We start from the raw sequence: 25,512 nt of genomic DNA, 5'->3' as shown, positions 1-25,512 counted from the left end.
TCACCGGCCAAACGGCCCGATCCCAAAACGGCCCGACCCAAGGAGTCTCCCATGGCTGAAGCAGCGCAGAAATCCTCGACGCCCCCCGCCAAGGCCCCCGGTCGCGGCCGGATCTACAACTCGATCACCGACACCATCGGCGACACGCCGCTCGTCAAGCTGAACCGGCTTCCGGCCGAGCGTGGCGTCAAGGCGACGATCCTGGCCAAGCTCGAATTCTTCAACCCGATCTCGAGCGTGAAGGACCGCATCGGCGTCAACATGATCGATGCGCTGGAAGCCTCCGGCGCGCTCAAGCCCGGCGGCACGCTGATCGAGCCGACCTCCGGCAATACCGGCATCGCGCTCGCCTTCGTCGCCGCCGCGCGCGGCTATCGGCTCATCCTCGTCATGCCCGAGACGATGTCGCTGGAGCGGCGCAAGATGCTCGCCCTGCTCGGCGCCGAGCTCGTCCTGACGCCCGGCCCCGGCGGCATGCGCGGCGCCGTCGCCAAGGCCGAGGAGCTGAAGAGCGAGATTCCGGGCTCGATCATCCCGCAGCAGTTCGAGAACCCGCACAACCCCGAGATCCACCGCAAGACGACGGCCGAGGAGATCTGGAACGACACGAATGGCCAGGTCGACATCGTCATTTCCGGCGTCGGCACCGGCGGCACCATCACCGGCGTCGGCCAGGTGCTCAAGGCGCGCAAGCCGGGCGTGAAGATGGTCGCGGTCGAGCCCGAGGATTCGCCCGTCCTCTCCGGCGGCCAGCCCGGTCCGCACAAGATCCAGGGCATCGGCGCCGGCTTCGTGCCCGGCGTGCTCGACCGCGCCGTGATCGACGAGGTCGTCACCGTCGGCAACCAGACGGCCTTCGAAACGGCCCGCGCGCTCGCCAAGAGCGAGGGCATCCCGGCCGGCATCTCCTCGGGGGCAGCGGTCGCGGCGGCGCTTGAAGTCGGAGCGCGGCCGGAGAATGCCGGAAAGACCATCGTCGTGATCATCCCCTCCTTCGCCGAGCGCTACATCTCCAGCGCCCTGTTCGAGGGTCTGTGAGCGAAGGCAGCGTCCATATCGTCCGGCTGGCGGAAAGCCTGCCGGACGAGTTCGAAGCGCTGCGCAGCGAGGCGAGCGCCGAGAGTTTCGCTTTCATCGAGGGGCTGCGCGCGGAGTGGCTGTCCGGGCAATATAGCGGCGATGACGACCGCTTCGCCGCCTTCGCGGCTTACCGCGAGGGAGAGCTCGCCGGTATCGGCGCGGTGACGCCAGACCCTTACGACCCGGCGCCCGATCTGCTGCGGGTGCGGCATGTCTATGTCCGGCCGTTGCATCGCGCGGCCGGCGTCGGCCGGGTGCTCGCCACGGCCCTGATCCAGCAGGGGCTGGAGCTGGCGCCGCGGCTTTCGCTGCGGGCGGCCGACCCACGCGCCGCGGCCTTCTGGGAAGCGAACGGCTTCACGCCCGATAACGGCGGCACGCGCCGCTCGCATCTCCTGACGCGCTGAGCCGGCTCAGCGCGTCAGCACGAGCCGATTGCCCCAGGGGTCGGCGATGGACGGCACCCCGTCAGCCTCTTCGCCACCGGCCGCGATGATGCGCTCCCGCATGGCCGCGAAATCGGCCGTGTCGCGCGCCACGATCTCGAAACGGTCGAGCCCGGCCTCGCCGGCGCCGCGAAGGCCGGCGCCACGGCTACCCCAGATATTGCCGGCGATGTGATGGTGGTAGCCGCCGCTGGCAAGGAAGCTCGCGCCGGGATAATGCACCATCACATCGAAGCCGAGCAGGCCGTGATAGAACGCCTCGGCGGCGGCCGTGTCGCCGACGCGCAGATGGATGTGCCCCATGCCCGTCCCCTCCGGCATGCCGGCATAGGCGCCGGTTGCCGCCTCGGCCAGCAAGCGGTCGAGATCGAGCCGCTCGGTCGCCATGGCGATGCCGCCATCCGGCTTGCGCGGCCATTCCTGGCGCTGGCGGTCGCGATAGATCTCGATGCCGTTGCCTTCCGGATCGGAGAGATAGAGCGCTTCGCTGACGAGATGGTCGGAGGCGCCTTCGAGCCGGATGCCGGTCGTGGCGGCATGGCGCAGCCAGTTGGCGAGATCGCGCCGCGACGGCAGCAGGATGGCGAGGTGAAAGAGCCCGGCCGCCGAGGTCGGCTGCGCGGCGCCTTCGACGAGGCGGACCAGAACAGTTTCACCGACGCCGAGTTCGGCGAGGCCGGGAGCGTCCCGCAGGAGCTTCAGCCCGATGGCATCGCGATAATAGGCCGTGAGCTTCGGCAGATCGCGGGCCCGCAAGGTCACCGCGCCAATGTGATAGGGTGCGTCGTGAGCTTCGAGCCGCGTGGCCGCTCCCGCCTTGTCCTGAACTGCGAGCATGTCGTTGTCCTTCCTTGCGCGGCCAGGCCACGCTTCCGGGGAAGATGGTCCTTCGCGGCGCATTTGTCGCCATTCCGGTCGGCAAATGCGGGATTGCACCATCGCAATGACGAGACCGGTGAGAATGCGGATCTCAGGCCGGGCGTGGGCGGTCGATGGCAAAATGGCGAAACCAGCGTTCCTCCCCGCCGCGCAGCAATCCGCCGAGCAGCCTCGAAGCGAGGAAGCTGAAGGTGATGCCGTTGCCGCCATAGCCATAGGCGGCGAACAGGCGGGGCCGGCCGGGCACGCGCCCGATCAGCGGCAAGCCGTCCGCCGTCTGCCCGAAGGCGCCGGACCAGGCAAAGTCCACATCGAGCCGCGCCTGCGGCAGCAAGGCATGAAGGCGGGCGCGAAGGGCCTCGGTCTTGGCCGGGCCGAGCTTTTCGCGGCGGTCCGGATCGGCGAAGTCCTCATCCTCTCCGCCGAAGACGATGCGTCCCTCCAGGGTCGTGCGGCAGTAGGAATAATCTTCCGAAGCCTCCCAGACGAGAGCCGGCCCCGGCCAGAGCGCCTGCGGCGACTGCGGAACCGTTGCGATCGCCCAGCTCGAGGCGGTGCTGTGCAGATCGTCGTTCACGCAATCGGGCATGACGTAACCCGTCGCGAGCACGACATGGCCGGCCTCCACGGTGACGCCGCCGGAGAGCGAGATCGCCACCGACCGGCCGGCATCGTCGTAAGCAACGGCCTCGTCGCGGATCATGCGCGCACCGGCCCGCGCCGCCGCCGCGAGCAGACCATGGCAGAGGCAAAGCGGGTCGGCCTCGGCCGAACCGGGCGATACGATCGCGGCGGCGCGGTCGAAACCGAACGCGTTCAGCAGCGCGGCATGCTCGACGAAGCTGCCCGGCAACCCGGCCCTCTCGCGCAGAGTGGCTTCATCGCGCAGCTCGCGCGGCCCGACATCGCCTGCCGCCAGATAGATCGAATCGCGCCGGGCGAAGCTGCAGGGCAGGGCCAGCTTCTCGACGAGGGCCCCCAGTCCCGCGACGGCCCTGAAGCTCAGCTGATAGATCTCGGCCGCCCGCTCGAAGCCATAGAGCGCGGCGAGCTCGCGCAGGGACAGATCGATTTCCCATTGCAGCATCGCCGTCGACGCCGCCGTGCTGCCGAAGCCTCCGCGTTCCCGGTCGATCACCGCGACATCGAGCCCGATCGCGGTGAGATGCTCGGCGAGGAAAGCGCCGGTGATACCGGCACCGACGATGGCGACGTCGCAGCGCATGTCACGCTCGAGCGGGCGCCCCTGCGGGCGCTGCAAGGCCGGGCGCCAGGGGCCGGTGCCACTGCGCAGATCCTCATGGCGGGTCGTTTCCGGATCGAGCATCCTCAGCCGGCCCGTGGCGGGCCGACCCGGTCGGCCATCGTCGCGCCGCGCTCGCCGAGCGGCTTCGCCCGACCTGCGGTGGTGTCATGCGCGGTCTGGTGTTCCAGCTCGGCGTTGAGCTCGGCGCCGGCCAGCACGATCGTCGCCGAGAGCCAGAGCCAGGTCATGAAGACAACGACGGTCGCGAGCGAACCATAGGCCGCCGTGTAGTTGCCGAGCGTGCTGACATACCAGGAGAAGGCATAGGAGGCCGCGGCCCAGAGCAGCGCGGCAGCGACGGCGCCCGGCATCACCCAGACGAAGCGCATGCGCTCGCGGCTCGGACCGATCCAGTACAGGCAAGCGATCGAGAGAATCGCAACGACGAGGAAGATAGGCCAGCGCACCAGCCGGATCAGCCGCTCCAGCTCGGAATGGAACGGGAAGAGCGCGGTGACCACCGGCAAGCTCGCGATGATGACCAGCACCGAGGCGAGCAGGACGATGCCGCTCACCGTGGTGAAAAGCGAGACGGCGTTGAGCTTGAGGAAGCTGCGCTTCTCCTGCTCGCGATAGATGATGTTGAGCGCGTCGAAGATTGCCTTCACCGCCGCATTTGCCGACCAGGTCGCGACCAGAAAGCTGATCACGAAGGTCAGCGAGAGCGAAAAGCCGGACTGGCCCGAAAGCCGCATCGCCTGCTCGTGAATGAGCTCGCGCGCGGCTTGCGGAAACATGGCCGTGATCGCGTCGAGCTGGCCGGCGATCGTCGCCGGGTCGGTGAAATAGCGATAGATCGTGACCAGCAGCGAGAGCGCCGGCACCAGCGAGAGCAGGGTGAAGAAGGCGACGGCGCCGGCCAGCGAGGTCAGCCGGTTGTCGCCGACATTGCCGACGAAGCGCAGCAGCACATCCTTCCAGCCGAGCCAGGTCATCTGCAGCGGCGTCCGCGCCAGCCGGCCGCGCGCCGCCTCCCGCCTGCGGCGGACGCGACGGCTGGAGACGACCCCCGAGAGATAGCCGAGCGCGACGCCGATGCCCGCCGCGCCGGTGATCCGCTTCAGGAAAGCCATCTCGGGGTCCGGTCTCCGTTACGAAGAGTCTTCTGTCCTGCCGCATCGTCTTCACGCGAACCGGCGTCCGCTTCGCCGAAAATGCTCCGGGCCCAGCTTGCGGGCAACAGGTCCGGCCCGCAATTGTTCCCTGAAGGGCGGGCGAGAAGGCCGCCTTAGCCGATTGTTAACCTTAATGCTTCGTTATCGGCCGGCGCCGCCCTCGATGGGCCGGCGCTTGCGATTCAACGGAAGCCCGATGACGAAGCTGCTCAAAGCCGGCCTGACGAGCCTCGCGATCCTGCTCTCGGGAGCGGCCAGCGCGGCCGATCTGCGTGGCGTCGCGCTGCCGCCGGCGCCGGAGCTGCCGGCCTTCTATTCCTGGACCGGCCTCTATGCCGGCCTGCAGGGCGGCTATTCCTGGGGCAGCAACCGCGTCCGCATCGGCGGGCCCGTCGGCCCCTTCGCGCCGACGAGCTTCCGGGCCGACGATGATTCCGCCTTCGGCGGCGCCCATGCCGGCTTCAACTACCAGTTCGGCAGCGTCGTGCTCGGCATCGAGGGCGACATCGAGGCGCTCAACAGCCGCAGCCGCTTCGACGGCGTCGGCATCGCCGCGCGCATCGACCAGAACTGGCAGGGCTCGGCGCGGGCCCGCATCGGCTATGCCTTCGACCGGCTGATGATCTACGCCACCGGCGGCGCCTCCTTCAGCGAATTCGAACGCCGAGTCTTCGACCCGGCTGGCTTCGGGGAGCGGCTGAGCACCACGCGGACCGGCTGGAATGTGGGCGCCGGCGTGAACTTCGCCTTCACCGACAACTTGATCCTCGGCGCCGAATACCGCTACACCGATTTCGGCAAGAACCGCTTCGCGACCTCGGGCGCCCTGCCCGGCCTGAGCGGCGAGCAGGAGCTGACCACGCACAGCGCCCGCGCCAGCATCGCCTACAAGTTCTGAGGCTTGCCTGCGCCGCCATGCTCAGGCTCGACCCGAGCAGCTCGCGACATGGAGGCTCGTGCGCCTCTTTCGGCCTGAGATTCTCAGGCCTGTGCTACGCTCCGCCCGAGAATGACCGGAAGGCGCAAGCGCTTCCTCAAAACCCCGTGCGCTGGCGGATGGCGGCGGCCAATGTGCCGTCGTCGAGATAGTCGAGCTCGCCGCCGACCGGCACGCCATGGGCGAGCTTCGTCACCTTGACCGGCAGATGCGCCATGAGATCGGTGATGAAATGCGCCGTGGTCTGGCCGTCGACCGTGGCGTTGAGCGCGAGGATGACCTCCTTCACCGCCGGATCGGAGGCCCGCGCCACCAGCGCGTCGAGCGAGAGATGCTCCGGCCGCACCCCGTCCAGCGCCGAAAGCACGCCGCCCAGCACATGGTAGCGGCCGGAGACCGCGCCCGAACGCTCCAGCGCCCAGAGATCCGAGATATCGGCGACGACGACGATCAGGCTGTCGTCGCGGCGCGGATCGCTGCAGAGCCCGCAAGGGTCCCTGGTATCGACATTGCCGCAGGTCGAGCAGACGACGATGCGTTCGCGCGCCACCGCCATCGCCTCGGAGAGCGGGCCGAGCAATTGCTCGCGCTTCTTGACCAGATGCAGCGCCGCGCGCCGGGCCGAACGCGGCCCGAGCCCCGGCAGCTTGGCCAGAAGCTGGATCAGCCTTTCGATCTCGGGACCGGCAATGGCGCGGGACATGCTGCTTCTCAGAAGATGGGAGGCGTCATCCCGGGCGACCGCAGGGAGACCCGGGATCCATGCCGGAACGGTTCAGACATGGATCCCGGCTCTGCGTTCGCTTCGGCCGGGATGACCCGTGCGGATATGAAATCAGAACAGCTTCATGCCCGGCGGGATCGGCAGGCCCTTGGTGACCTCGGCCATGCGCTCCTGCATGACGCGCTCGGCGCGGCCGCGGGCATCGCCGGCTGCCGCGACGATCAAATCCTCCAGGATCTCGCGCTCGTCCGGCACCATCAGGCTGGGGTCGATCTTCACGCTCCTGAGCGCGCCCTTGGCCGTCATCGTCACCGTGACCATGCCGCCACCCGCAGCGCCCTCGACCTCGATGGTCTCGAGCTCGGCCTGCATGTCGGCCATCTTCTGCTGCATCTGCTGAGCCTGCTTCATCAGACCCATCATGTCGCGCATCGGAAATCCTCCTCGGGAAACTGCAAACGATCGTGATCAGAAATCGATGCCGTCGAAATCCGGCTCGGCATCGTCGAAGAGCGGTTCGGCATCGGGCAGGTATTCGTCGCCGGCCGGCGCTGCGGCATTCTCGGCCGCCTCGACGGCGCGCGGATCGCGGACATCGACGATGCGCGCGCCGGGAAAGCGCTCCAGCACCGCCTTGACGGAGGGGTGGGCGGCGGCATCGCTCTCGCGCTGATCCTTGGCGGCGATGGCCTGCTCGCGCATCGTCGCGCCGCCCTCGGCGTTGACGACCGCGACCATCCAGGTCTGGCCGGTCCACTCCTTGAGCTTGCGCGAGAGATCCTGCGCCAGCGTGCGCGAGGCGCCCTCGACCAGCGAGAACTCGATGCGGCCGGGCTCGAACCGCACCGGGCGGATATCGCGCTCGAGCGCGATCTTCAGGGTGATCTCGCGATGCTGGGAGGCCAGCGCCACCACATCCTCGATCGAGGCGACGATCGCCTGCGGGGCCGCAACGGCGCGCGGTGCGGCGACAGGCGCCGGATTGGCGCTGGCGAGGATCGGGCGCGCGGCCAGCGCGGTGTTGCCGCCGCCGGAGGGCGGACGCGGCGCGCCGCCACCATGGCCGTTTCCTTGGCCATTGCCGCCGGGGATGGCGCCCGCGCCGTCGCGCAGCATCTTCAAGGCTTCGTCCGGCGTCGGCAGGTCGGCGGCATGGGCGAGGCGCACCAGGACCATTTCCGCTGCCATTACCGGCCGGTCGGCCTGCTTCACCTCGGCAATGCCCTTGAGCAGCATCTGCCAGGTGCGGGCGAGCACGCGCAGCGAGAGGCGCTGGGCGAAGTCGCCGCCGCGCACGCGCTCGGCCTGGGCGAGCGTCGCGTCCTTGACGGCGTCCGGCACGAGCTTGAGGCGGGTGACGAGATGGGTGAATTCGGCGAGGTCGTTCAACACCACGACCGGATCGGCGCCGGCATCGTATTGCGCGCGCAATTCGCCGAGCGCAGCGGCGATGTCGCCCTTCATCACCGACTCGAACAGGTCGATGACGCGCGCCCGGTCGGCGAGGCCGAGCATGGAGCGGATGTCGTCGAGCGTGATTCGTCCGGCGGCATGGGCGATGGCCTGGTCGAGGATCGAGAGCGAATCGCGCACCGAGCCCTCGGCGGCGCGGGCGACGGCGGCAAGTGCCTCATCCTCGGCCTCGACGCTCTCGGTGCGGCAGATGCCGGAGAGATGGTTCACCAGCACGTCGGATTCGACACGGCGCAGATCGAAGCGCTGGCAGCGCGACAGCACGGTGATCGGCACCTTGCGGATCTCGGTGGTCGCGAAGATGAATTTCGCGTGGGCCGGCGGCTCCTCCAGCGTCTTGAGGAGCGCGTTGAAGGCGGCCGTCGACATCATATGGACTTCGTCGATGATGTAGACCTTGTAGCGGCCGGAGACCGGCGCGTACTGGATGCCCTCGATGAGCTGGCGGACATTCTCGACGCCGTTGTTCGAGGCGGCATCGAGCTCCATCACGTCGATGTGCCGGCCCTCGATGATGTCGCGGCAATGGATGCCGAACTCGCGCAGATCGGTGGTCGGCGCGCCGCCGCCATCGGCCGTCTGGAAGTTGAGGGCGCGGGCGAGGATGCGGGCGGTCGTGGTCTTGCCGACGCCGCGGACGCCGGTCAGCATCCAGGCCTGCGGAATGCGCCCCGCCGCGAAGGCATTGGTCAGGGTGCGCACCATCGCATCCTGGCCGATCAAATCGCCGAAATGGGCCGGGCGGTATTTGCGGGCCAGCACGCGATAGGGCGTCGGCGCCGCGACGGCCGGCACAGGCGCGGGGTCGAAGCCGGCGAAGCCCGGCTCGTCTGCTGTGGCGGCGTCGATCTCGTCGGTCATGGAAACTGGTTTCGCCAATCGGAAGGCGAGGGTCAATGCCGCCGCGGGCCAGAAGGCCCGGTTACACGCGACTCGCATGAGGTGGGAGGCTGGACGAAGACCCGTTCGGTCTCGTTAGGGCTGCTTCCTTCCGGACCTGACCCGGTTGGCGAGTGAGACGTCCCTCGCCAACCTCCCGGGCGCTATATCGGGGATGTCCGTGCGAAGCGCAAGCCTGCCGGCGAGAGATCCGCGACCTCAGGACCGCTTCGCCGCCTCGGGCGGGCGGTTTTCCTCCTGCGCCGCGAAGACGTTATGCGCATAGGCGTCGAGAATCGCTTCCGAGCGTTGAAGGCGCTCGGCCGCCTCCCCGGCACGGGGGGCGCCGTAGAAATCGAGCTTGCGGATCTTCTCGATCCAGTTGCGGAATTTCATCAGCTCCTGCTCGTTCTCCTCGAGCTCGGCGAAGGTGAAATGCGCGTTGCGCGTCTCGTCGTCGATCTCGGCCTCGAAGGCGAGGCATTTCTCGATGAATTCCTTATACTCGTCGTCACGGTCCGCATTGAAGCGCGCGACGACTTTCTCCTGCTGCTTCTGGTCGAGGCCGACCGTCGCCAGCAGCAGCGCCTCGCCCTCGGCCTCGGCGATCTCGTTCTCGAGCATCTTGAGCCGCCGCAGATGGTCGTCCGTCTTGGGCAGCAGGCAGACGCCGCCCTGCAGATAGACCGCTCCCATCCCCTTGAGCTTGCGCCAGATCGAGACGCGCTTGCGCGCCGGCTCGGCCGGAACCTTGTAGGTCAGCAGCAACCATTCGAGCGACGCCATGGAACTCCTTGAATGTTACCATCGTTACAAATATGCTAGCATCAAAGTCGTTTGATGCTGCTGCCATCGTGACAGCAAAAGCTGTCGCTGTCGCCTGCAAGCTCGATCGTTCACGCGAGGTTTCCCGTGACCTGGACCATGGCTGCCCCGGCTCTCTCCGCCGCCTTCCTCGCCTCGCTGGTCGAGGTCGTCGAGGCTTTCACCATCGTTCTCGCCGTCGGCACCGTGCGCGGCTGGCGGCCGGCGCTGATCGGCACGGGCTGCGCGCTCGGGGCCCTCGCCCTGCTGGTATTGCTGCTCGGCCCGGCCCTGACGCTGATCCCGCTGCAAGCCCTGCAGCTCGTCATCGGCGTGCTGCTGATGATGTTCGGCCTGCGCTGGCTCAGAAAGGCCATCCTGCGGGCCGCCGGCTTCATCGCGCTCCATGACGAGGAGGCGGCTTTCGCCAAGGAAACCGGGGCCTTGCAAGCCGGCGACAGCGGAACGGCGAGCCGCCGCGACTGGCTGGCCGGGCTCACCGCCTTCAAGGCGGTGATGCTCGAAGGCATTGAGGTCGTCTTCATCGTCTTGGCCGTCGGCGCCGGCCGGGGTCTGCTCTGGCCCGCCAGCCTCGGAGCCCTGGCGGCCTGCGCACTCGTGCTGGCGCTCGGCCTCATCCTGCGCAAGCCGCTCGCCCGCGTTCCCGAGAACACCCTGAAATTCGCGGTTGGCGTGATGATCTCGGCCTTCGGCATCTATTGGACGGGCGAGGGCCTCGGCGTGAGCTGGCCCGGCGCCGATCTGGCAATCCTCGCGCTGGCGGCGCTGCTGCTTGCCAGCGCGCTCACCCTCGTCGCGGCCTTTCGCAAGCGCTCCGTGGAGATGACGGCATGAAAACCATCGCCATGATCCTGCGCGAAATTGCCGCGCTGTTCGTCGATGACGGGCGGCTTGCGCTCGCCATTCTCGCGCTGGTCGCGTTCTGCACCGTGCTGGCGTTCGGCCTGCACGGCCCCGCGTCCGGGATCGCCGCGGTGCTGACGGCGGGCTCGATCGTGATCCTGGCGTTCAGCGTCCGGCAGGGCGCGAGGCGCAAACCCCATTGAATGATCCGCGAAGCTCGCAGACAGCCGTTTCACGGATCATTCGGCATTGACTCGGTGTCGCCCATCCGTCATAAGCCCGCGACCTGCGCAGCCTCAGGGCGGCGCCGAACCCTATTGCATGACAGGCTCGATCGGCCACGCTTTCCCCGGAAAGCCGCAGTCGTCGCGCTGACCAAGGCCCCCGGAGACGGACCGTGAAGAGAACCTATCAACCCAGCAAGCTGGTTCGCAAGCGCCGCCACGGCTATCGCGCCCGCATGGCGACCAAGGGTGGCCGCAAGGTCATCGCCGCCCGCCGCGCGCATGGCCGCAAGCGCCTGTCGGCCTGACGACAGCGGCGCGTGACGATCACGCGCCCGTTCCGGAAGACTGGCCAACCGCCATGCGCCTCGCCCGTCTGACGCAACGCAAGGAATTTCTCGCGGCGGCCGAGCACGGCCGCCGTTTTCGTTCGTCCGTCTTCACCGTGCAGGTGCGCGACGCCACGGCTGAGGAGGGACGGGACGGCAAAGCGGCCCGCGGCCTGCGCCTCGGCCTCACCGCCTCGCGCAAGACCGGCAATGCCGTGAAGCGCAACCGGATCCGCCGCCGCCTGCGCGCAGCTGCGGCAAAAGCGCTCGCCGCGCAGACCGACCGCCCCTGCGACGTCGTGATTATCGCCCGCGCCGAGGTGCTCGGCGCCGATTTCGGGCATCTGGTCGCCGATCTTTCTATTGCCATCGACAGGGCAAGGCCGCAAAAGCCGCAGGCCGACCGGCGCCGTGCAGGCACTGCGCGCGGCACGCCGCCTTCGTCTTCCGTTTCTTCCGCCTGAACCAGCCGGACCCGAGCGAGACCCGTTTCCGATCATGATGAAAGAAGACAACCGCAATCTGCTTCTCGCGATCGTCCTGTCCGTGGTCATTCTGCTTGGCTGGCAGTTCTTCTATGCCAAGCCGCAGATGGACAGGCAGCAGGAGATCGCCCGGCAGAACCAGCAGGCGCAGAGCCAGTCCGCTCCGGCCGGGGCCGTCAATCCCGCCGCGACCGCTGCCCCACCCGGTTCGGCCGGAAGCTCGGCCGCTCCCGGCACGGTGCCCGGCGCCGCCGGAACGCAGATCGCCGGCACGCGCGAGCAGGCCCTGGCCGCGAGCCCGCGCATCAAGATCGACACGCCGAAGATCGCCGGTTCGATTTCGCTCGCGGGCGGACGCATCGACGACGTTTCGCTCAAGGCCTATCACGAGACGGTCGACCCCAAGAGCCCGATCATCGTCCTGCTCTCGCCGGCCGGCGGGCCGGAAGCCTATTATTCGGATTTCGGCTGGGTCGCGGCGCCCGGCAGCAATGTCACGGTCCCGAATGCCAAGACCGTCTGGACGGCCGACAACCAGACGCTGACCCCGTCCAAGCCGGTGACGCTCTCCTGGGACAACGGCCAGGGCCTTACGTTCAAGCGCATCCTCAGCGTCGACGACAACGCCATTTTCACGATCCGCGACGAGGTCGAGAACAAGGGTTCGGCGGCAGCCACCCTCTTTCCCTACGGACAGGTCGTCCGGCAGGGCAAGCCGCACACACTCGGCTATTACGTGCTGCATGAGGGCCTCGTCGGCTATCTCGGCGAGCAGAACGGCCTGCAGGAATGGACCTACGACAAGCTCGACAAGGAGCCGGCGCTGGCGCCCGGCACCGTCGGCCGGACCTGGAAGGATGCTGTCGGCGGCTGGGTCGGCATCACCGACAAGTACTGGGCCGCGACCGTCATCCCGGACCAGCAGCGCAAATATGAAGGCCGCTTCTCCTCGGTCCAGACCGGCACGGAACGGACCTATCAGGCCGATTTCCTCGGCGAAGGCGTCACTGTCGCCCCCGGCGCCTCGACCGCCTCGCAGTCCCGACTCTTCGCCGGCGCCAAGGAGGTCGCGGCGATCAACGGCTATGAGGAAAGCCAGCAGATCAAGCGCTTCGACCTGCTGATCGACTGGGGCTGGTTCTATTTCTTCACCAAGCCGCTCTTCGTCGTGCTCGACTGGATCTACAAGCATGTCGGCAATTTCGGCGTGGCGATCCTGATCGTCACGGTGCTGCTCAAGACGCTGTTCTTCCCGCTCGCCAACAAGTCCTACGCCTCGATGGCGAAGATGAAGGCGATGCAGCCGGAGATGACGGCGATCCGCGAACGCTACGCGGACGACAAGATGAAGCAGCAGCAGGCTCTGATGGAGCTCTACAAGACGCAGAAGATCAACCCGGTCGCCGGCTGCTGGCCGGTGCTGCTGCAGATCCCGGTGTTCTTCGCGCTCTACAAGATCCTGTTCATCACCATCGAGATGCGGCACGCGCCGTTCTTCGGCTGGATCCACGACCTCGCGGCGCCGGACCCGACCAACCTGTTCAACCTGTTCGGCGCCCTGCCGTTCACGCCGCCCGCCATGCTGCATCTCGGCCTGTGGCCGATCATCATGGGCATCACGATGTTCATCCAGATGAAGATGAACCCGGAGCCGCCGGACCCGGTGCAGAAGATGATGTTCACCTGGATGCCGGTGTTCTTCACCTTCCTGCTCGGCTCGTTCCCGGCCGGCCTGGTGATCTACTGGAGCTGGAACAACCTGCTCTCGGTGACCCAGCAGGGCTTCATCATGCGCAAGAACGGGGTGAAGATCGAGTTATTCGACAACCTCAAGGGCATGTTCGGCAAGAAGCCGGCGACCACACCCGCCGTGCCCGCACCGCCAAAGCCTGCCAACGGCAACAAGAAGTGAGACAGCGAAGGGCGGGTTTCCCGCCCTTCGCCTTTTTCGGCGAGCCCGCGCGATGCCTTTGCCCGATCCGACCACGCGCCATCCCATCCCCGGCTGGAAGGGCACGGCCTTCCTGAAGGCGATCGTCGACCATCCGCTGATCGCGGTCGGCGACTACAGCTATTATGACGACTCGCGCGGGCCGGAGCATTTCGTCGCGCGCTGCGTGCGCTACCATTTCGACTTCATCGGCGACCGGCTGATCATCGGGAAATTCGTGGCGATCGCCCAGGCCGCGCAGTTCATCATGAACGGCGCCAACCATCCGCTCGGCGGCTTCTCGACCTTCCCCTTCCAGATGTTCGGCCTCGGCGATCCCGCGGCGCTGAAGCGTCCCGGCCCCAACAGTCGCGGCGACATGGTGATCGGCAACGATGTCTGGATCGGTCGCGAGGCCGTGCTCATGCCGGGCGTGACGATCGGCGACGGCGCGATCATCGGCACGCGGGCGCAGGTGACGAAGGACGTGCCTGATTATGCGGTCGTCGCCGGCAATCCCGCAGCAATCGTCAAGATGCGCTTTCCGCCCGAGATCGTCGCGGAACTCCTGGCGATCCGCTGGTGGGACTGGGATGCGGCGAAGATCGGCCGCAACGTCGACGCGATCCAGGGTGCGGACATCGACGCGCTGCGCGCGGCCGTGTAGGCAGGGGCCATGACATCGAGCACGACCAAGCCGTTCACCGAGGACGAGATCGAATCCGCCCGCAAGCTCTTCGAGGGGCCGTGGGACTTCGTCTGGGCCTCGACCAAGATCGACGACCTGCCGCCGATGGTGGGGCAGGAGATCGCCTTCGCCGGACGTTCCAATGTCGGTAAGTCCAGCCTGATCAACGCGCTGACGCGGCGCAACGCGCTGGCGCGCACCTCGCATACGCCTGGCCGGACGCAGCAGCTCAACTTCTTCCGCCAGGTCGGCCATGACGAAAGGCTGACCATCGTCGACATGCCCGGCTATGGCTATGCCGCCGTCGGCAAGGAGAAGGTCGCGGCCTGGACCCGGCTGATCCACGACTATCTGCGCGGACGCTCGAACCTAACGCGCGTCTATGTGCTGATCGACGCCCGCCACGGCATCAAGGATGTCGACGGCGCCGTGCTTGAGACGCTCGACAAGGCCGCCGTGTCCTATCAGGTCGTGCTGACCAAGGGCGATGCGCTGAAGCCCGCCGAGCAGCAGTTCATGGCGGAAGCGACCTATGACGAGATCAAGCGCCGCCCCGCCGCCTATCCCGAGGTGCTGCTGACCTCGAGCGAAAAGGGGCTCGGCATTCCCGAATTGCGCGCCACCATCGCGCGCGTGCTGTCCGAGCGGACATAGGCCGGGTCGAGCTCCGCCGAAGAAGCCGTCGGAGGGTCGATGTTCACATCCGTTTCGGACAGCGCCGCAGCCGCCGATGGCGGCTCGCTCGCCCTTTTCGTCGAACGGCTGGACGGGGCGGTGGAGACCTTCGTCATCAATCGCTCGATCGCGAGCCGCGGCTCGGCAAGCTACAACAAAGTCTCCTCCAGCTTGCGGACACTCTCGCCGGAGGATTATCCGGCCATTGCCGATGCGCTCGAGCCCCTGCTGCCGGAAACGCCGGGCATCCACCCGCTGGCGGAATTCATCAGGACCTTGCGCGCGCAGAGCTGACGGACGGGTCGCAGCGCTTCACCATGTCGCGCGGCATCGGAGCCAAAGCCGATGGATCGCTGCCGGCCGATGCGCCATGACAGCAACCGAGCGAACCGACGACAGCGAGTCCCGATGACCGCCACGCGCATTCACCTCTTCCTCGCCGCCCTGATGGGGGTCGCCGGCGTGGCGCTGCTCGCCGCCGCCGCGCACATCACCGGCACGGCCAATGTCCAGACCGCCGGGCAGATCCTGCTGTTCCACGCTCCCATCGTGTTCGGAGCGACGGTTGCCCGCAAGGGCGGCTATCTCCATGACGCGCCCGCCCGGATCGCGCTCTCGGCCTTGATCCTGGGCGCCGCCCTCTTTGCGGCCGATCTGGCGCGCCGCGGCTTCGCCAACGAGGCGCTGTTCCCGCGCGCCGCGCCGATCGGCGGCTGGTTCATGCTGGGCGGCTGGCTCGGGCTTGCCGTCGCGACCGTGATGGCGAAGCGCGACTGAACGACGTCAAGCATCCTTCCGCCGCCGGGAAACTTCGGGTAGAAGCGCGCCGCACCTTCCTCGCGGCCGTGCGGAGCCTGCCGAATGACCGACCACCCCCTTCTGACGCCGTCGCAATCCGCCGAGCTGCTCGTGCAGGCGCTGCCGCATATGCAGCGCTACGACCAGGAGGTCATCGTCATCAAGTATGGCGGCAACGCCATGGGCGACGCCGCCACCGCCGAGGATTTCGCCGAGGACATCGTGCTGCTCGAGCAGTCCGGCCTGAAGCCCGTCGTCTGCCATGGCGGCGGGCCGCAGATCGCGGCGATGCTGAAGAAGCTCGGCATCCAGTCCGAGTTCAGGCAGGGCCTGCGCGTCACCGACGAGGCCACGGTCGAGGTCGTCGAGATGGTCCTCGCCGGCTCGGTCAACAAGGAGATCGTCGGCTACATCACCCGTGAGGGCGGGCGCGCCATCGGGCTCTGCGGCAAGGACGGCAACATGGTCACCGCCCGCAAGGTGACCCGCACCATCGTCGATCCCGATTCCAAGATCGAGGAGGTGCTCGACCTCGGCTTCGTCGGCGAGCCCGAGAAGGTCAACACGACCGTGCTCGACGCCGTGCTGAAGGCCGAGCTGATCCCGGTTCTGGCGCCGGTCTGCGCCGCCGCCGACGGGCAGACCTACAATGTCAACGCCGACACCTTCGCCGGCGCCATTGCGGGGGCGCTCAACGCCAAGCGCCTGCTGCTGCTCACCGACGTGCCGGGCGTCCTCAACAAGGACAAGCAGCTCATCCCGGAGCTGACGGTCGAGGAATGCCGCCACCTGATCGCGGACGGCACGATCTCGGGCGGCATGATCCCGAAGATCGAGACCTGCATCTACGCGCTGGAGAAGGGCGTCGAGGCCGTGGTCATCCTCGACGGCAAGGTGCCGCATGCGGCACTGATCGAGCTCTTCACCGACACCGGCGCCGGCACGATCATCCGGCGGTGACGTCACGTCTCCAGCCCGTCATTCCGGGCGGAGCGCAGCGGTGACCCGGAATCCATCGTAGAGCACCGAGCCTTATGATGGATTCCGGATCAGCACCGCTACCGCGGCTTGTCCGGAATGACGGGGTGGAGGGTGTCGAGCGCGCCCGCGATTAAGCCTTGGCCAAGGACTTGCAGCGCAGACTCCGGCTCGCCACATCTCGGAGTCCGATGAAAACACTTCCTGACATCCCGGTCGCGACCCCGCCCCTGACGGCGGAAGGCTTCGCGCATGTCGATCACTGGGTCTTCGACCTCGACAACACGCTCTATTCGCACGAGGCCAAGGTCTGGCCGCAGGTCGACGAGCGCATCACCCTGTTCCTGGCGGAGCTGTTCGGCCTCGACGGCCTTTCGTCACGGGCCCTGCAGAAATACTACTACCAGCGCTACGGCACGACGCTGAAGGGGCTGATGGAGGAGCATGGCGTCGACCCCGACGACTTCCTCGACTTCGCCCACCAGATCGACCTGTCGCTGCTCGACCCCAACCCGGAACTGGGCGAGGCCATCGCCGCTCTGCCCGGCCGCAAGCTGATCCTGACCAATGGCTCGCGCGGCCATGCCGAGAACGTCGCCGGCAAGCTCGGCATCCTCCACCATTTCGAGGATATCTTCGACATCGTGCAGGCCGGCTTCCTGCCCAAGCCCGAACGCGCGACCTATGAGAATTTCCTGGCCAAGCACTCGGTCGATCCCGGGCGGGCGGCGATGTTCGAGGACATCGAGAAGAATCTCGTCGTCCCGAGCGCGCTCGGCATGAAGACCGTGCTGATCGTGCCGCGGACGCCCGACCCCTTCCGCGAGGCCTGGGAGCAGGTCGCGGTCGAGGCCGGCCATGTCCACCATGTCACGACGGATCTCGCCGGCTTCCTCAAGCCGCTCGGACGGCCTGCCGAACGCAAGAGCTGAACCCGGCGGAAGGATTGCCGCGCCGCGCGTTTCCCGAAAAGGAATTTCTGTTCTTCTTTACGAACAGAAGGGAAGCTGCTACTGGCTCTGTCCGTTATAAAGAACGGATTGAGGCTGATCATGTCGACATCGGACAACGCCGCAGCGAAGCTGCATCCCGAGACGCGTCTGGTCCATGCCGGCACCATGCGCTCGCAGTTCGGCGAGACCTCCGAGGCGCTGTTCCTGACGCAGGGCCATGTCTATGACAGCGCCGAGCAATGCGAGGCGCGCTTCCTGAACAAGGATCCGGGCTTCCAATATGCCCGCTTCTCCAATCCCACCGTCGCGATGCTGGAAGGCCGCATGGCGGCCTTCGAGGGCGCCGAGGCCTGCCGCGCCACCGCGACCGGCATGGCCGCGGTCACCGCCGCCGTGATGGCGCAGGTGCGCGCCGGCGACCATGTCGTGGCGGCGCGCGCGCTCTTCGGCTCCTGTCGCTACGTCGTCGAGGACCATCTGCCGCGCTACGGCGTCGCGTCGACGCTGGTTGACGGCACCGATCTCGAGGCCTGGCGCAAGGCGATCCGGCCGAACACCAAAGTCCTCTTCCTCGAAAGCCCTTCGAACCCGACGCTGGAGATCATCGACATCGCCGCCGTCGCCGAGATCGCGAAGGCAGCGGGCGCGACGCTCGTCGTCGACAACGTCTTCGCCACGCCGCTCTTCCAGCGCCCGCTCGAGCTCGGCGCCGATCTCGTCGTCTATTCCGCCACCAAGCATATCGACGGGCAGGGGCGCTGCCTCGGCGGCCTGATCGTCGGCTCGAAGGCGCTGATCGAAGGCGATATCCAGACCTTCCTGCGCCAGACCGGCCCGGCGATCTCGCCTTTCAACGCCTGGGTGATGCTGAAGGCGCTGGAGACGCTGCCGCTGCGCGTTGCCAAGCAGGCGGAGAATGCGACCAAGGTCGCGGATTGGCTCGCCGCTCACGCGAAGCCCTCAAAGGTCATCTTCTGCGGCCATGACAGCCATCCGCAGGCCGCGATCATCGCACGCCAGATGAGCGGCCCCTCGACGCTGATCGCCTTTGAGGTGCCCGGCGGCAAGGACGCCGCCTACCGCCTGCTCAACGCCTGCAAGCTGATCCGCATCTCGAACAATCTCGGTGACGCCAAGAGCCTGATCGTCCATCCCGCGACGACGACGCACCAGCGCTTCAGCCCGGAAGTCCGGGCCGATATGGGCGTCACCGACGGCATGATCCGTCTCTCGATCGGGCTGGAGCACGCCGACGACCTGATCGCCGATCTGGAGCAGGCGCTGGCGAAGGTTTGAGGCTTTCGGCCGTCATTCTCGGGCGAAGCGCAGCGCAGACCCGAGAATCTCTGGAAGGACGCAGCGCAGGAGCCTCATCCGTCACGAGATGCTCGGGTCAGGGCCCGAGCATGACGCGTGTGACAGCCGGGGCACCGCGCCTGTGGCCATCCCCGCTTGCCCCTGCTAAAGCGAAGCCGTTTTCCAGCCTGCCCTGAGAGGCCAGCATGCGTTCGGGCGAAGTGAAGCGTCGCACCAACGAGACCGATATCGCGGTCTCGCTCACCATCGACGGTACCGGCAAGGCCGAGATCGCCACCGGCGTCGGCTTCTTCGACCATATGCTCGACCTGTTCGCCCGCCATTCGCTGATCGACCTCACGGTCAAGGTGAAGGGCGACACCCATATCGACGACCACCACTCTGTCGAGGATGCCGGCATCGCGCTCGGCGAGGCTCTCAGGCAGGCGCTCGGCGACAAGAAGGGCATCCGCCGCTATGCCGACGTCCACCTGCCGATGGACGAGACGCTGACGCGCGTCGCGCTCGATGTCTCCGGCCGGCCGTTCCTGGTGTTCCGCACCGAGTTCAAGGCGCAGAAGATCGGAACCTTCGACACCGAGCTGGTGCGTGAGTTCTTCCAGGCCTTCGCGATGAATGCCGGCATCACGCTGCATGTCGAGACGCTCTATGGCGACAATGCCCACCATATCGCCGAGAGCTGCTTCAAGGGGCTGGCGCGGGCGCTGAGGCAGGCGCTCGAGGTCGATCCGCGCGAAGGCGGCCGCGTGCCCTCGACCAAGGGCGCGCTCTGAGGAGGCGAGGATGGCATTCTACACGGTGATGACGCCGCCCTCTGCCGAAGGCGGCGAGCGCGAAGCGGTCGAGCGGGCACGCCTCGTTCCCGACAGCTTCTCCTGGGGCGCGTTCCTGCTTCACGGGCTCTGGCTGCTCGGCCAACGGCTCTGGCTGGCGACGCTGCTGTTCGTGCTGGCCTGGGGTGCGATCTTCTTTCTCCAGACGCGCTTCGGCTTCCACCCGACCGCGCTCGGGCTGATCTACTGGACGATCGCGTTCTTCCTCGGCGTCGAGGGGCGCAATCTCGTCATCCGCAAGCTCACCCGCAAGGGCTGGCGCCTGGCGGATGTCGTCGAGGCGCGCTCGCTGGCCGAGGCCGAGCGCCGTTATTTCGAACGCGCGCTCGCCGATGAGCCCGTCGCGCCGCGGATCGCAACCGCAACGCCCGCCGCGGCAGCACGACCGAGCGGCGCTCTGCCGATCATCGGCCTCTTCCCGGAGGCGCAGGGGCGATGAGCCAATCCGTCGCGATCATCGACTACGGCTCGGGCAACCTGCACTCGGCCGCCAAGGCGTTCGAGCGGGCGGCGGCCGAGGCCGGCATTCCTTCGACCATTCATGTCACCAGCAACACCGATGTCGTGCGTGCGGCCGACCGTATCGTGCTGCCGGGCGTCGGAGCCTTCGCCGATTGCCGGCGCGGGCTCGACGCCGTTCCCGGCATGGTCGAGACGCTGGAAGAGGTGGTGCGGGGCAAGGGCCGACCCTTCCTCGGCATCTGCGTCGGCATGCAGCTCCTCGCCTCGCGCGGGCTCGAATACACGATAACCGAGGGGCTCGGCTGGATTCCGGGCGATGTCGCCCTGATCAAGCCGCGCGACGAGAGCCTCAAGATCCCGCATATGGGCTGGAACACGCTGCACCGGCAGAACGAGCACCCGCTGCTCGCCGGCATCGAGACCGGCCCGCAGGGACTGCACGCCTATTTCGTCCATTCCTATGCGCTGACGCCGGAACGGGCGCAGGACGTGGTCGCACTGACCGACCATGGCGGCCCGGTGACCGCAATGGTTGCGCATGGCAACGTCGCGGGCACGCAGTTCCACCCCGAGAAGAGCCAGGCGCTCGGCCTCAAGCTCATCGCCAATTTCCTGAGCTGGAAGCCGTGATCCTCTTTCCCGCGATCGATCTCAAGGAAGGCCGCTGCGTCCGCCTGAAGCAGGGCGACATGGCGCAGGCCACGATCTTCAACGACGACCCGGCCGCGCAGGCTGCGACCTTCGAGGCCCAGGGCTTCCAGTGGCTGCATGTCGTCGATCTCGACGGCGCCTTCGCTGGCAAGCCGATGAACGCGGCGGCGGTCGAAGCCATCCTGAAGCGCGTCGCCTTTCCCGTGCAGCTCGGCGGCGGCATCCGTGACATGAAGACGGTCGCCGGCTGGCTCGACAAGGGCATCGCCCGAGTCATCATCGGCACGGCGGCGGTGCGCGATCCCGGTTTCGTGCGCGAGGCGGCAAAGGCGTTTCCGGGCAAGGTCGCGGTCGGCATCGACGCGCGCGACGGCTTCGTGGCCGTGGAAGGCTGGGCCGAGACCTCGACATTGGCGGCGGCCGATCTCGGCAAGCGCTTCGAGGATGCCGGCGTGGCCGCGATCGTCTACACCGACATCGCCCGCGACGGCATGCTCCAGGGCATCAACTGGGACGGCACGATCGCGCTGGCGAAGGCGGTTTCGATCCCGGTGATCGCCTCGGGCGGCCTGGCCTCCATGGCCGATATCGAGCGCCTTTGCGCTGATGACGCCTCGATCCTCGAAGGCGCGATCACGGGCAGGGCCCTCTATGACGGTCGGATCGATCCGACGGCAGCACTCGACCGGCTGGCCCGGGCCGCCTGAGCCTCAGATCAGCTTCACCTTGCCGGTGGCGAGGTCGTAGACGCCGCCGACGACCGTCAGCTTCTTCTCGGCGACGCGCTGGGCGAGGATCGGAGCCGCCGTCTTCAGCCGCTCGACATTGAGCCGGACATTCGCCTCCGTCGCCGCTTCCAGCATATCGGCGGCGCCGGCTTTCTGCGCCTCGACGACGGCAGGCCGGATCGCATTGACCAAGGCAGGCAGGTGGCCGGGCAATTGCGTCCCGTTCTTCACTGCATCGATGGTCGCGGAAATCGCGCCGCAGCGCGTATGCCCGAGCACCAGGATCAAGGGCGACTGCAGGACGGCCGCGCCGAATTCGAGGCTCGCCAGCCCATCCTCGTTGACGAAATTCCCCGCAACCCGGACGACGAAGAGATCGCCGGCGCTCTGGTCGAAGGTCAGCTCGGGAGCAAGGCGCGAATCGGCACAGCCGACGATCGAGGCGAAGGGATGCTGCGAACTGGCGCGGGCCGCCCGTCCAGCCGAGAAATCCCGATGCCGGGGCTTGTTGGCCACGTAGCGGGCATTGCCCGCCATCAGCCGCTTCAACGCCTCTTCCCCGGTCGGCACATCCACCGGGCTCGCGGTCTGCGCGGAGGCCATCGAGACGCCGCCGGCCATCCCGCCCGCGAGCGCAAGCGCGGCGCCCAGGCCGAGGAGGGAGCGACGCGACGGGCGCGGCAACGGATGACGAGCGACGCAATTCTCGCACATGGCAGCGTTTCCCCCCGGAAAGCCGGCGGAGCCTTCCGCCTTGCGCCGCCACCGTATCGACAAGTGATGAAGAATGACTATCGGGGCGGACATCGAGCCCGCCCCCGCCGATCAGCTCCGACCGGGTCGCGCCGTCACCGCGCCGCCGGTTCCAGCCCCGGCAGCGCGACGAACATCCTCAGCGCACGAACTGGTCGTAGATCTTGGCGAACTCGCCCGTCGCCTTGGCGAGATGCAGCCACTGGTCGACGAAGGCCTTGAAGGTCGCGTCGCCGCGCGGGAGCATGTAGCCCATCTCGCCATATTGCAGCGGCTCGTCCGGATTGACGGCGCAGAGGCCGGGCTTGGCCTTCTCCTGCACCTTCACCTCGATCGACTCGGCGATCATCAGGTCGGCCTTGCCGGCGAGGATCTGGTCGAAGATCGTGACGTTGTCGGGGAAGACCTCGATCTTGGCCTGCTTGAAATTGGCGCGCACGAAACGCTCGTTGGTGCCGCCGGGATTGACGATGACGCGGGTCTCCGGCTTGTCGATGGCCGCGACCGTCTGGAACTTGTCCTTGTCGGCGCAGCGCACGATCGGCGCCTTGCCGTTGACGAGATAGGGCGCGGAGAAGAACACCTTCTTCTGCCGGTCGAGCGTCACCGAGATGCCGCCCATCGCGACGTCGCATTTGCCCGAGCCCATGTCGGTCAGCAGATCGGCCCATTTCGTCTGGACGAACTTGGCCTCGACGCCGAGCGCCTTGGCGAGCGATTTCGCCAGCTCGATGTCGATGCCCTCGAAGCTGCCGTCCTTGGCCAGCGTGAAGGGCTTGTAGTCGCCGGTGGTGCAGATTTGCAGGCTGCCTCGGCTCTGCACGGTGTCGAGCAGGCTCGCGGGCGTCTGCGCGTGGACGGCGCCGGCCAGGGTCAGGCCGAAGGACAAGGCCGGCAGCAGCAGGCCGGGGCGGAGCAGGGAGAACAGGCGCATGATCGGATGACCTCGGAGCTGTCGAAACCGCAGGCCAAGCAAGGAACGTGCGCGACGGACTGTCAACCGGCGCCGCAATGGTTTAGAGGAGCCGGTTTCCGGCGGCTTTTTCCAACGGCCTGGGCCCTGTCGACGATGACCTTGAAGACGCGCATCATTCCCTGCCTCGACGTCAAGGACGGCCGCGTCGTCAAGGGCGTCAAGTTCGTCGACCTCGTCGATGCCGGCGATCCCGTCGAGGCCGCCAAGGCCTATGACGCGGCCGGCGCGGACGAGCTCTGCTTCCTCGACATCACCGCAAGCCATGAGGATCGCGGCATCCTGTTCGACGTGGTGACGCGCACGGCTGAAGCCTGCTTCATGCCGCTCACCGTCGGCGGCGGGGTGCGCAAGGTCGAAGATATCCGCGCGCTGCTGCTGGCCGGCGCCGACAAGGTCTCGATCAACACCGCCGCCGTCACCAACCGGCTCTTCGTCAAGGAAGCGGCGGAGAAATTCGGCGCCCAGTGCATCACGGTCGCGATCGACGCCAAGCAGGTCTCGCCCGGCCGCTGGGAGATCTTCACCCATGGCGGGCGCAACGCCACCGGCATCGAGGCCGTCGCCTTCGCGCGCGAGGTCGTCTCGCTGGGTGCGGGCGAATTGCTGGTGACCTCGATGGACAAGGACGGCACCAAGTCCGGCTATGATCTCGGCCTGACGCGCGCCATCGCGGATGCGGTCTCGGTTCCGGTGATCGCCTCGGGCGGTGTCGGCGACCTCGACGATCTCGTCGCCGGCGTCAGCGAAGGCCATGCCTCAGCCGTGCTCGCCGCCTCGATCTTCCATTTCGGCACCTACACGATCGGTCAGGCCAAGGCCCATATGGCGGAAGCGGGCCTCAGGATGAGGCTCGATTGACATGGCCGGTTTTACCCTGACCGATCTCGAAGCCCGCATCGCCGAACGCGCCAGCGCCTCGCCCGAGGAATCCTGGACGGCGAAGCTCATCGCCGCCGGTCCCGAGCGTGCCGCCAAGAAGTTCGGAGAGGAGGCGGTCGAGGCCGTCATCGCGGCCGTGAAGGGCGACCGCGCAGAGCTGATCGCCGAAAGCGCCGACGTGCTGTATCATCTTTTGGTCGTGCTCAAGAGCCGCGATATTGCATTGCAAGACGTCTTGAGCCAGCTTGAAGCCCGTACGGCCCGGTCCGGACTGGCGGAGAAGGCGGCCAGATCCGGTTGAGTAGCGTCGAAGACCCGGCGAGGATGATCCCCCTTTGAACCTCGAATCCTGGATTGCGGGTCGCGTCATGGACCAGCGCCTCATCTCGACCCCGCCGGAACGCGACCTCGTCTCGCCCTATCGCATCTTCTCGCGCGACGAGTGGGCGCATCTGCGCGCCGATCAGCCGCTGACGCTCTCGGTCGACGACCTGACCAAGCTGCAATCGCTCAACGATCCGATCTCGCTCGACGAGATTGTCGCGATCTACCTGCCGCTGTCGCGCATGCTCTCGCTCTATGTCGCGGCGACGCAGGGGCTGTTCAAGGCGACGCAGCGCTTCCTTCTGGCCGAATCCGAGCCCAAGGTGCCCTATATTATCGGGGTCGCCGGCTCGGTCGCAGTCGGCAAGTCGACCACGGCGCGCGTGCTCAAGGCCCTGCTCTCGCGCTGGCCCAATACGCCGAAGGTCGAGCTCGTCACCACCGACGGCTTCCTGCTTCCCAACGCCGAGCTGGAACGGCGCGGGCTGATGCAGCGCAAGGGCTTCCCCGAAAGCTATGACGGCCAGGCGATCCTGCGCTTCCTCTCCGATGTGAAGGCGGGCAAGCCGCAAGTGTCGGCGCCGGTCTATTCGCACCTCGTCTACGACGTCGTGCCGGGCGAGACGGTGACGGTCGAGCGGCCGGACATCCTGATCCTCGAGGGGCTGAACGTGCTGCAGCCGAGCCGCATGCCGAAGGACGGCACGGTGATCCCCTTCGTCTCGGATTATTTCGACTTCTCGGTCTATCTCGACGCCGACGAGAACGATCTGCACCGCTGGTACGTTAACCGCTTCATGACGCTGCGCCACACCGCCTTCCGCGATCCGCGCTCGTTCTTCCGCAAATATGCCGAGATCGCGGAGGAGGAAGCCCTCTCCATCGCCGAGAAGCTCTGGACCGGCATCAACCTGCCGAACCTGCAGGAGAACATCCTGCCGACGCGCCAGCGCGCCAGCCTGATCCTGACCAAAGGCGCGAGCCACCGCATCCAGCAGGTCGCCCTGCGGCGGCTGTAGAAT

At 67.3% G+C, this 25,512-nt stretch carries 31 protein-coding genes and 1 other RNA gene; 22 read left to right on the top strand and 10 right to left on the bottom strand.

Annotated elements, in window-relative coordinates:
- Nucleotides 1-51 precede the first annotated feature (51 nt).
- Together cysK and GGC47_RS12505 are read left to right on the top strand one after the other, a co-directional pair.
- A complete protein-coding gene (gene cysK / locus GGC47_RS12510; protein ID WP_038364757.1) occupies nucleotides 52-1,038 on the top strand; it encodes a cysteine synthase A in 987 nt (328 codons plus the stop codon).
- Entirely contained in the window at nucleotides 1,035-1,487 is a 453-nt protein-coding gene (locus GGC47_RS12505; protein ID WP_038364760.1) for a GNAT family N-acetyltransferase, read from the top strand. Before cysK ends, GGC47_RS12505 begins: the two co-directional genes overlap by 4 nt.
- 6 nt (nucleotides 1,488-1,493) lie before the next feature.
- On the opposite strand, the gene GGC47_RS12500 is transcribed toward GGC47_RS12505, so the two are convergent.
- From GGC47_RS12500 to GGC47_RS12490, 3 genes are all read right to left on the bottom strand, one after another.
- Complete coding sequence (locus GGC47_RS12500; RefSeq protein ID WP_142022369.1) at nucleotides 1,494-2,363, bottom strand: VOC family protein; 870 nt, start codon at nucleotides 2,361-2,363, stop codon at nucleotides 1,494-1,496.
- Between the two features lie 133 nt (nucleotides 2,364-2,496).
- Nucleotides 2,497-3,732: an NAD(P)/FAD-dependent oxidoreductase gene (locus GGC47_RS12495; protein WP_142022370.1), complete on the bottom strand. Its 1,236-nt coding sequence runs from the start codon at nucleotides 3,730-3,732 to the stop codon at nucleotides 2,497-2,499.
- Nucleotides 3,733-3,734: 2 nt separating this feature from the next.
- Nucleotides 3,735-4,784, bottom strand: a complete 1,050-nt coding sequence (locus tag GGC47_RS12490) for a YihY/virulence factor BrkB family protein (RefSeq protein ID WP_038364765.1) — start codon at nucleotides 4,782-4,784, stop codon at nucleotides 3,735-3,737.
- A gap of 238 nt (nucleotides 4,785-5,022) precedes the next feature.
- On the opposite strand from GGC47_RS12490, the gene GGC47_RS12485 reads away from it, so the two are divergent.
- Nucleotides 5,023-5,724 carry an outer membrane protein gene (locus GGC47_RS12485; RefSeq protein ID WP_185747974.1) on the top strand — a complete coding sequence of 234 codons (702 nt, stop codon included), beginning with the start codon at nucleotides 5,023-5,025 and terminating at the stop codon, nucleotides 5,722-5,724.
- A 136-nt stretch (nucleotides 5,725-5,860) separates the two neighbouring features.
- Here GGC47_RS12485 and recR read toward each other — a convergent pair whose 3' ends face one another.
- The 5 genes from recR to GGC47_RS12460 all read right to left on the bottom strand — a co-directional run bounded on the left by recR (nucleotide 5,861) and on the right by GGC47_RS12460 (nucleotide 9,625).
- Complete coding sequence (gene recR, locus GGC47_RS12480) at nucleotides 5,861-6,466, bottom strand: recombination mediator RecR (protein ID WP_038364767.1); 606 nt, start codon at nucleotides 6,464-6,466, stop codon at nucleotides 5,861-5,863.
- Between the two features lie 132 nt (nucleotides 6,467-6,598).
- Nucleotides 6,599-6,919 (bottom strand): YbaB/EbfC family nucleoid-associated protein, encoded by a 321-nt coding sequence (locus GGC47_RS12475; RefSeq protein WP_038364769.1) that lies wholly within the window; start codon nucleotides 6,917-6,919, stop codon nucleotides 6,599-6,601.
- A 36-nt stretch (nucleotides 6,920-6,955) separates the two neighbouring features.
- Nucleotides 6,956-8,821: a DNA polymerase III subunit gamma/tau gene (locus GGC47_RS12470; protein ID WP_133560425.1), complete on the bottom strand. Its 1,866-nt coding sequence runs from the start codon at nucleotides 8,819-8,821 to the stop codon at nucleotides 6,956-6,958.
- Nucleotides 8,822-8,901: 80 nt separating this feature from the next.
- Nucleotides 8,902-8,998: signal recognition particle sRNA small type (ffs, locus tag GGC47_RS12465), an RNA gene on the bottom strand.
- Between the two features lie 60 nt (nucleotides 8,999-9,058).
- Entirely contained in the window at nucleotides 9,059-9,625 is a 567-nt protein-coding gene (locus GGC47_RS12460; RefSeq protein ID WP_038364773.1) for a Chromate resistance protein ChrB, read from the bottom strand.
- 138 nt (nucleotides 9,626-9,763) lie between these two features.
- Here GGC47_RS12460 and GGC47_RS12455 point away from each other — a divergent pair, with 138 nt between their 5' ends.
- The 16 genes from GGC47_RS12455 to hisA all read left to right on the top strand — a co-directional run bounded on the left by GGC47_RS12455 (nucleotide 9,764) and on the right by hisA (nucleotide 21,537).
- A complete protein-coding gene (locus GGC47_RS12455; RefSeq protein WP_038364775.1) occupies nucleotides 9,764-10,498 on the top strand; it encodes a COG4280 domain-containing protein in 735 nt (244 codons plus the stop codon).
- A complete protein-coding gene (locus tag GGC47_RS12450; protein WP_429068240.1) occupies nucleotides 10,495-10,710 on the top strand; it encodes a hypothetical protein in 216 nt (71 codons plus the stop codon). Before GGC47_RS12455 ends, GGC47_RS12450 begins: the two co-directional genes overlap by 4 nt.
- Before the next feature lie 194 nt (nucleotides 10,711-10,904).
- Nucleotides 10,905-11,039, top strand: coding sequence for a 50S ribosomal protein L34 (gene rpmH / locus GGC47_RS12445; protein ID WP_038364779.1), 135 nt, complete (start codon nucleotides 10,905-10,907; stop codon nucleotides 11,037-11,039).
- 53 nt (nucleotides 11,040-11,092) lie between these two features.
- A complete protein-coding gene (gene rnpA / locus GGC47_RS12440; protein ID WP_429068235.1) occupies nucleotides 11,093-11,524 on the top strand; it encodes a ribonuclease P protein component in 432 nt (143 codons plus the stop codon).
- A gap of 37 nt (nucleotides 11,525-11,561) precedes the next feature.
- On the top strand, nucleotides 11,562-13,457 hold the full coding sequence (gene yidC / locus GGC47_RS12435; protein WP_429068424.1) for a membrane protein insertase YidC: 1,896 nt from the start codon (nucleotides 11,562-11,564) through the stop codon (nucleotides 13,455-13,457).
- Between the two features lie 52 nt (nucleotides 13,458-13,509).
- Complete coding sequence (locus tag GGC47_RS12430) at nucleotides 13,510-14,142, top strand: CatB-related O-acetyltransferase (RefSeq protein ID WP_429068232.1); 633 nt, start codon at nucleotides 13,510-13,512, stop codon at nucleotides 14,140-14,142.
- A gap of 9 nt (nucleotides 14,143-14,151) precedes the next feature.
- On the top strand, nucleotides 14,152-14,817 hold the full coding sequence (gene yihA / locus GGC47_RS12425) for a ribosome biogenesis GTP-binding protein YihA/YsxC (protein ID WP_429068229.1): 666 nt from the start codon (nucleotides 14,152-14,154) through the stop codon (nucleotides 14,815-14,817).
- Between the two features lie 39 nt (nucleotides 14,818-14,856).
- The gene (locus GGC47_RS12420; protein ID WP_429068226.1) at nucleotides 14,857-15,132 is read left to right on the top strand and encodes a hypothetical protein; all 276 of its coding nucleotides are present in this window, start codon (nucleotides 14,857-14,859) and stop codon (nucleotides 15,130-15,132) included.
- 114 nt (nucleotides 15,133-15,246) lie between these two features.
- Complete coding sequence (locus tag GGC47_RS12415) at nucleotides 15,247-15,615, top strand: DUF423 domain-containing protein (protein ID WP_429068224.1); 369 nt, start codon at nucleotides 15,247-15,249, stop codon at nucleotides 15,613-15,615.
- Between the two features lie 84 nt (nucleotides 15,616-15,699).
- The gene (gene argB / locus GGC47_RS12410; protein ID WP_038364795.1) at nucleotides 15,700-16,596 is read left to right on the top strand and encodes an acetylglutamate kinase; all 897 of its coding nucleotides are present in this window, start codon (nucleotides 15,700-15,702) and stop codon (nucleotides 16,594-16,596) included.
- A 209-nt stretch (nucleotides 16,597-16,805) separates the two neighbouring features.
- The gene (locus tag GGC47_RS12405; protein WP_429068220.1) at nucleotides 16,806-17,546 is read left to right on the top strand and encodes a pyrimidine 5'-nucleotidase; all 741 of its coding nucleotides are present in this window, start codon (nucleotides 16,806-16,808) and stop codon (nucleotides 17,544-17,546) included.
- A gap of 120 nt (nucleotides 17,547-17,666) precedes the next feature.
- A complete protein-coding gene (locus GGC47_RS12400; protein ID WP_113253588.1) occupies nucleotides 17,667-18,863 on the top strand; it encodes an O-succinylhomoserine sulfhydrylase in 1,197 nt (398 codons plus the stop codon).
- 206 nt (nucleotides 18,864-19,069) lie between these two features.
- Nucleotides 19,070-19,657, top strand: a complete 588-nt coding sequence (hisB, locus tag GGC47_RS12395) for an imidazoleglycerol-phosphate dehydratase HisB (protein ID WP_112762502.1) — start codon at nucleotides 19,070-19,072, stop codon at nucleotides 19,655-19,657.
- A 10-nt stretch (nucleotides 19,658-19,667) separates the two neighbouring features.
- On the top strand, nucleotides 19,668-20,156 hold the full coding sequence (locus GGC47_RS12390) for a DUF2628 domain-containing protein (protein ID WP_370954967.1): 489 nt from the start codon (nucleotides 19,668-19,670) through the stop codon (nucleotides 20,154-20,156).
- Nucleotides 20,153-20,809, top strand: a complete 657-nt coding sequence (hisH, locus tag GGC47_RS12385) for an imidazole glycerol phosphate synthase subunit HisH (RefSeq protein WP_370954968.1) — start codon at nucleotides 20,153-20,155, stop codon at nucleotides 20,807-20,809. The genes GGC47_RS12390 and hisH overlap by 4 nt, the downstream gene beginning before the upstream one ends.
- Complete coding sequence (gene hisA / locus GGC47_RS12380; protein WP_142022484.1) at nucleotides 20,797-21,537, top strand: 1-(5-phosphoribosyl)-5-[(5-phosphoribosylamino)methylideneamino]imidazole-4-carboxamide isomerase; 741 nt, start codon at nucleotides 20,797-20,799, stop codon at nucleotides 21,535-21,537. Before hisH ends, hisA begins: the two co-directional genes overlap by 13 nt.
- Nucleotides 21,538-21,540: 3 nt before the next feature.
- Here hisA and GGC47_RS12375 read toward each other — a convergent pair whose 3' ends face one another.
- Both GGC47_RS12375 and GGC47_RS12370 read right to left on the bottom strand, forming a co-directional pair.
- Nucleotides 21,541-22,272 carry a carbonic anhydrase gene (locus tag GGC47_RS12375; protein WP_142022382.1) on the bottom strand — a complete coding sequence of 244 codons (732 nt, stop codon included), beginning with the start codon at nucleotides 22,270-22,272 and terminating at the stop codon, nucleotides 21,541-21,543.
- 178 nt (nucleotides 22,273-22,450) lie between these two features.
- Nucleotides 22,451-23,245: a transporter substrate-binding domain-containing protein gene (locus GGC47_RS12370; RefSeq protein ID WP_142022383.1), complete on the bottom strand. Its 795-nt coding sequence runs from the start codon at nucleotides 23,243-23,245 to the stop codon at nucleotides 22,451-22,453.
- A gap of 135 nt (nucleotides 23,246-23,380) precedes the next feature.
- Here GGC47_RS12370 and hisF point away from each other — a divergent pair, with 135 nt between their 5' ends.
- From hisF to coaA, 3 genes are all read left to right on the top strand, one after another.
- A complete protein-coding gene (hisF, locus tag GGC47_RS12365) occupies nucleotides 23,381-24,145 on the top strand; it encodes an imidazole glycerol phosphate synthase subunit HisF (RefSeq protein ID WP_112762498.1) in 765 nt (254 codons plus the stop codon).
- 1 nt (nucleotide 24,146) lies between these two features.
- Nucleotides 24,147-24,467, top strand: coding sequence for a phosphoribosyl-ATP diphosphatase (locus GGC47_RS12360; protein WP_142022384.1), 321 nt, complete (start codon nucleotides 24,147-24,149; stop codon nucleotides 24,465-24,467).
- A gap of 67 nt (nucleotides 24,468-24,534) precedes the next feature.
- Nucleotides 24,535-25,509 carry a type I pantothenate kinase gene (gene coaA / locus GGC47_RS12355; RefSeq protein WP_051988265.1) on the top strand — a complete coding sequence of 325 codons (975 nt, stop codon included), beginning with the start codon at nucleotides 24,535-24,537 and terminating at the stop codon, nucleotides 25,507-25,509.
- Nucleotides 25,510-25,512: the final 3 nt, after the last annotated feature.

It is taken from the genome of Allobosea sp. OAE752 (genome assembly GCF_050433265.1).
Taxonomy (GTDB): Bacteria; Pseudomonadota; Alphaproteobacteria; order Rhizobiales; family Beijerinckiaceae; genus Allobosea; species Allobosea spartocytisi.
The sequence above is the reverse complement of the archived record's forward strand: the minus strand, read 5'-3'. Positions and strand labels throughout refer to the sequence as shown.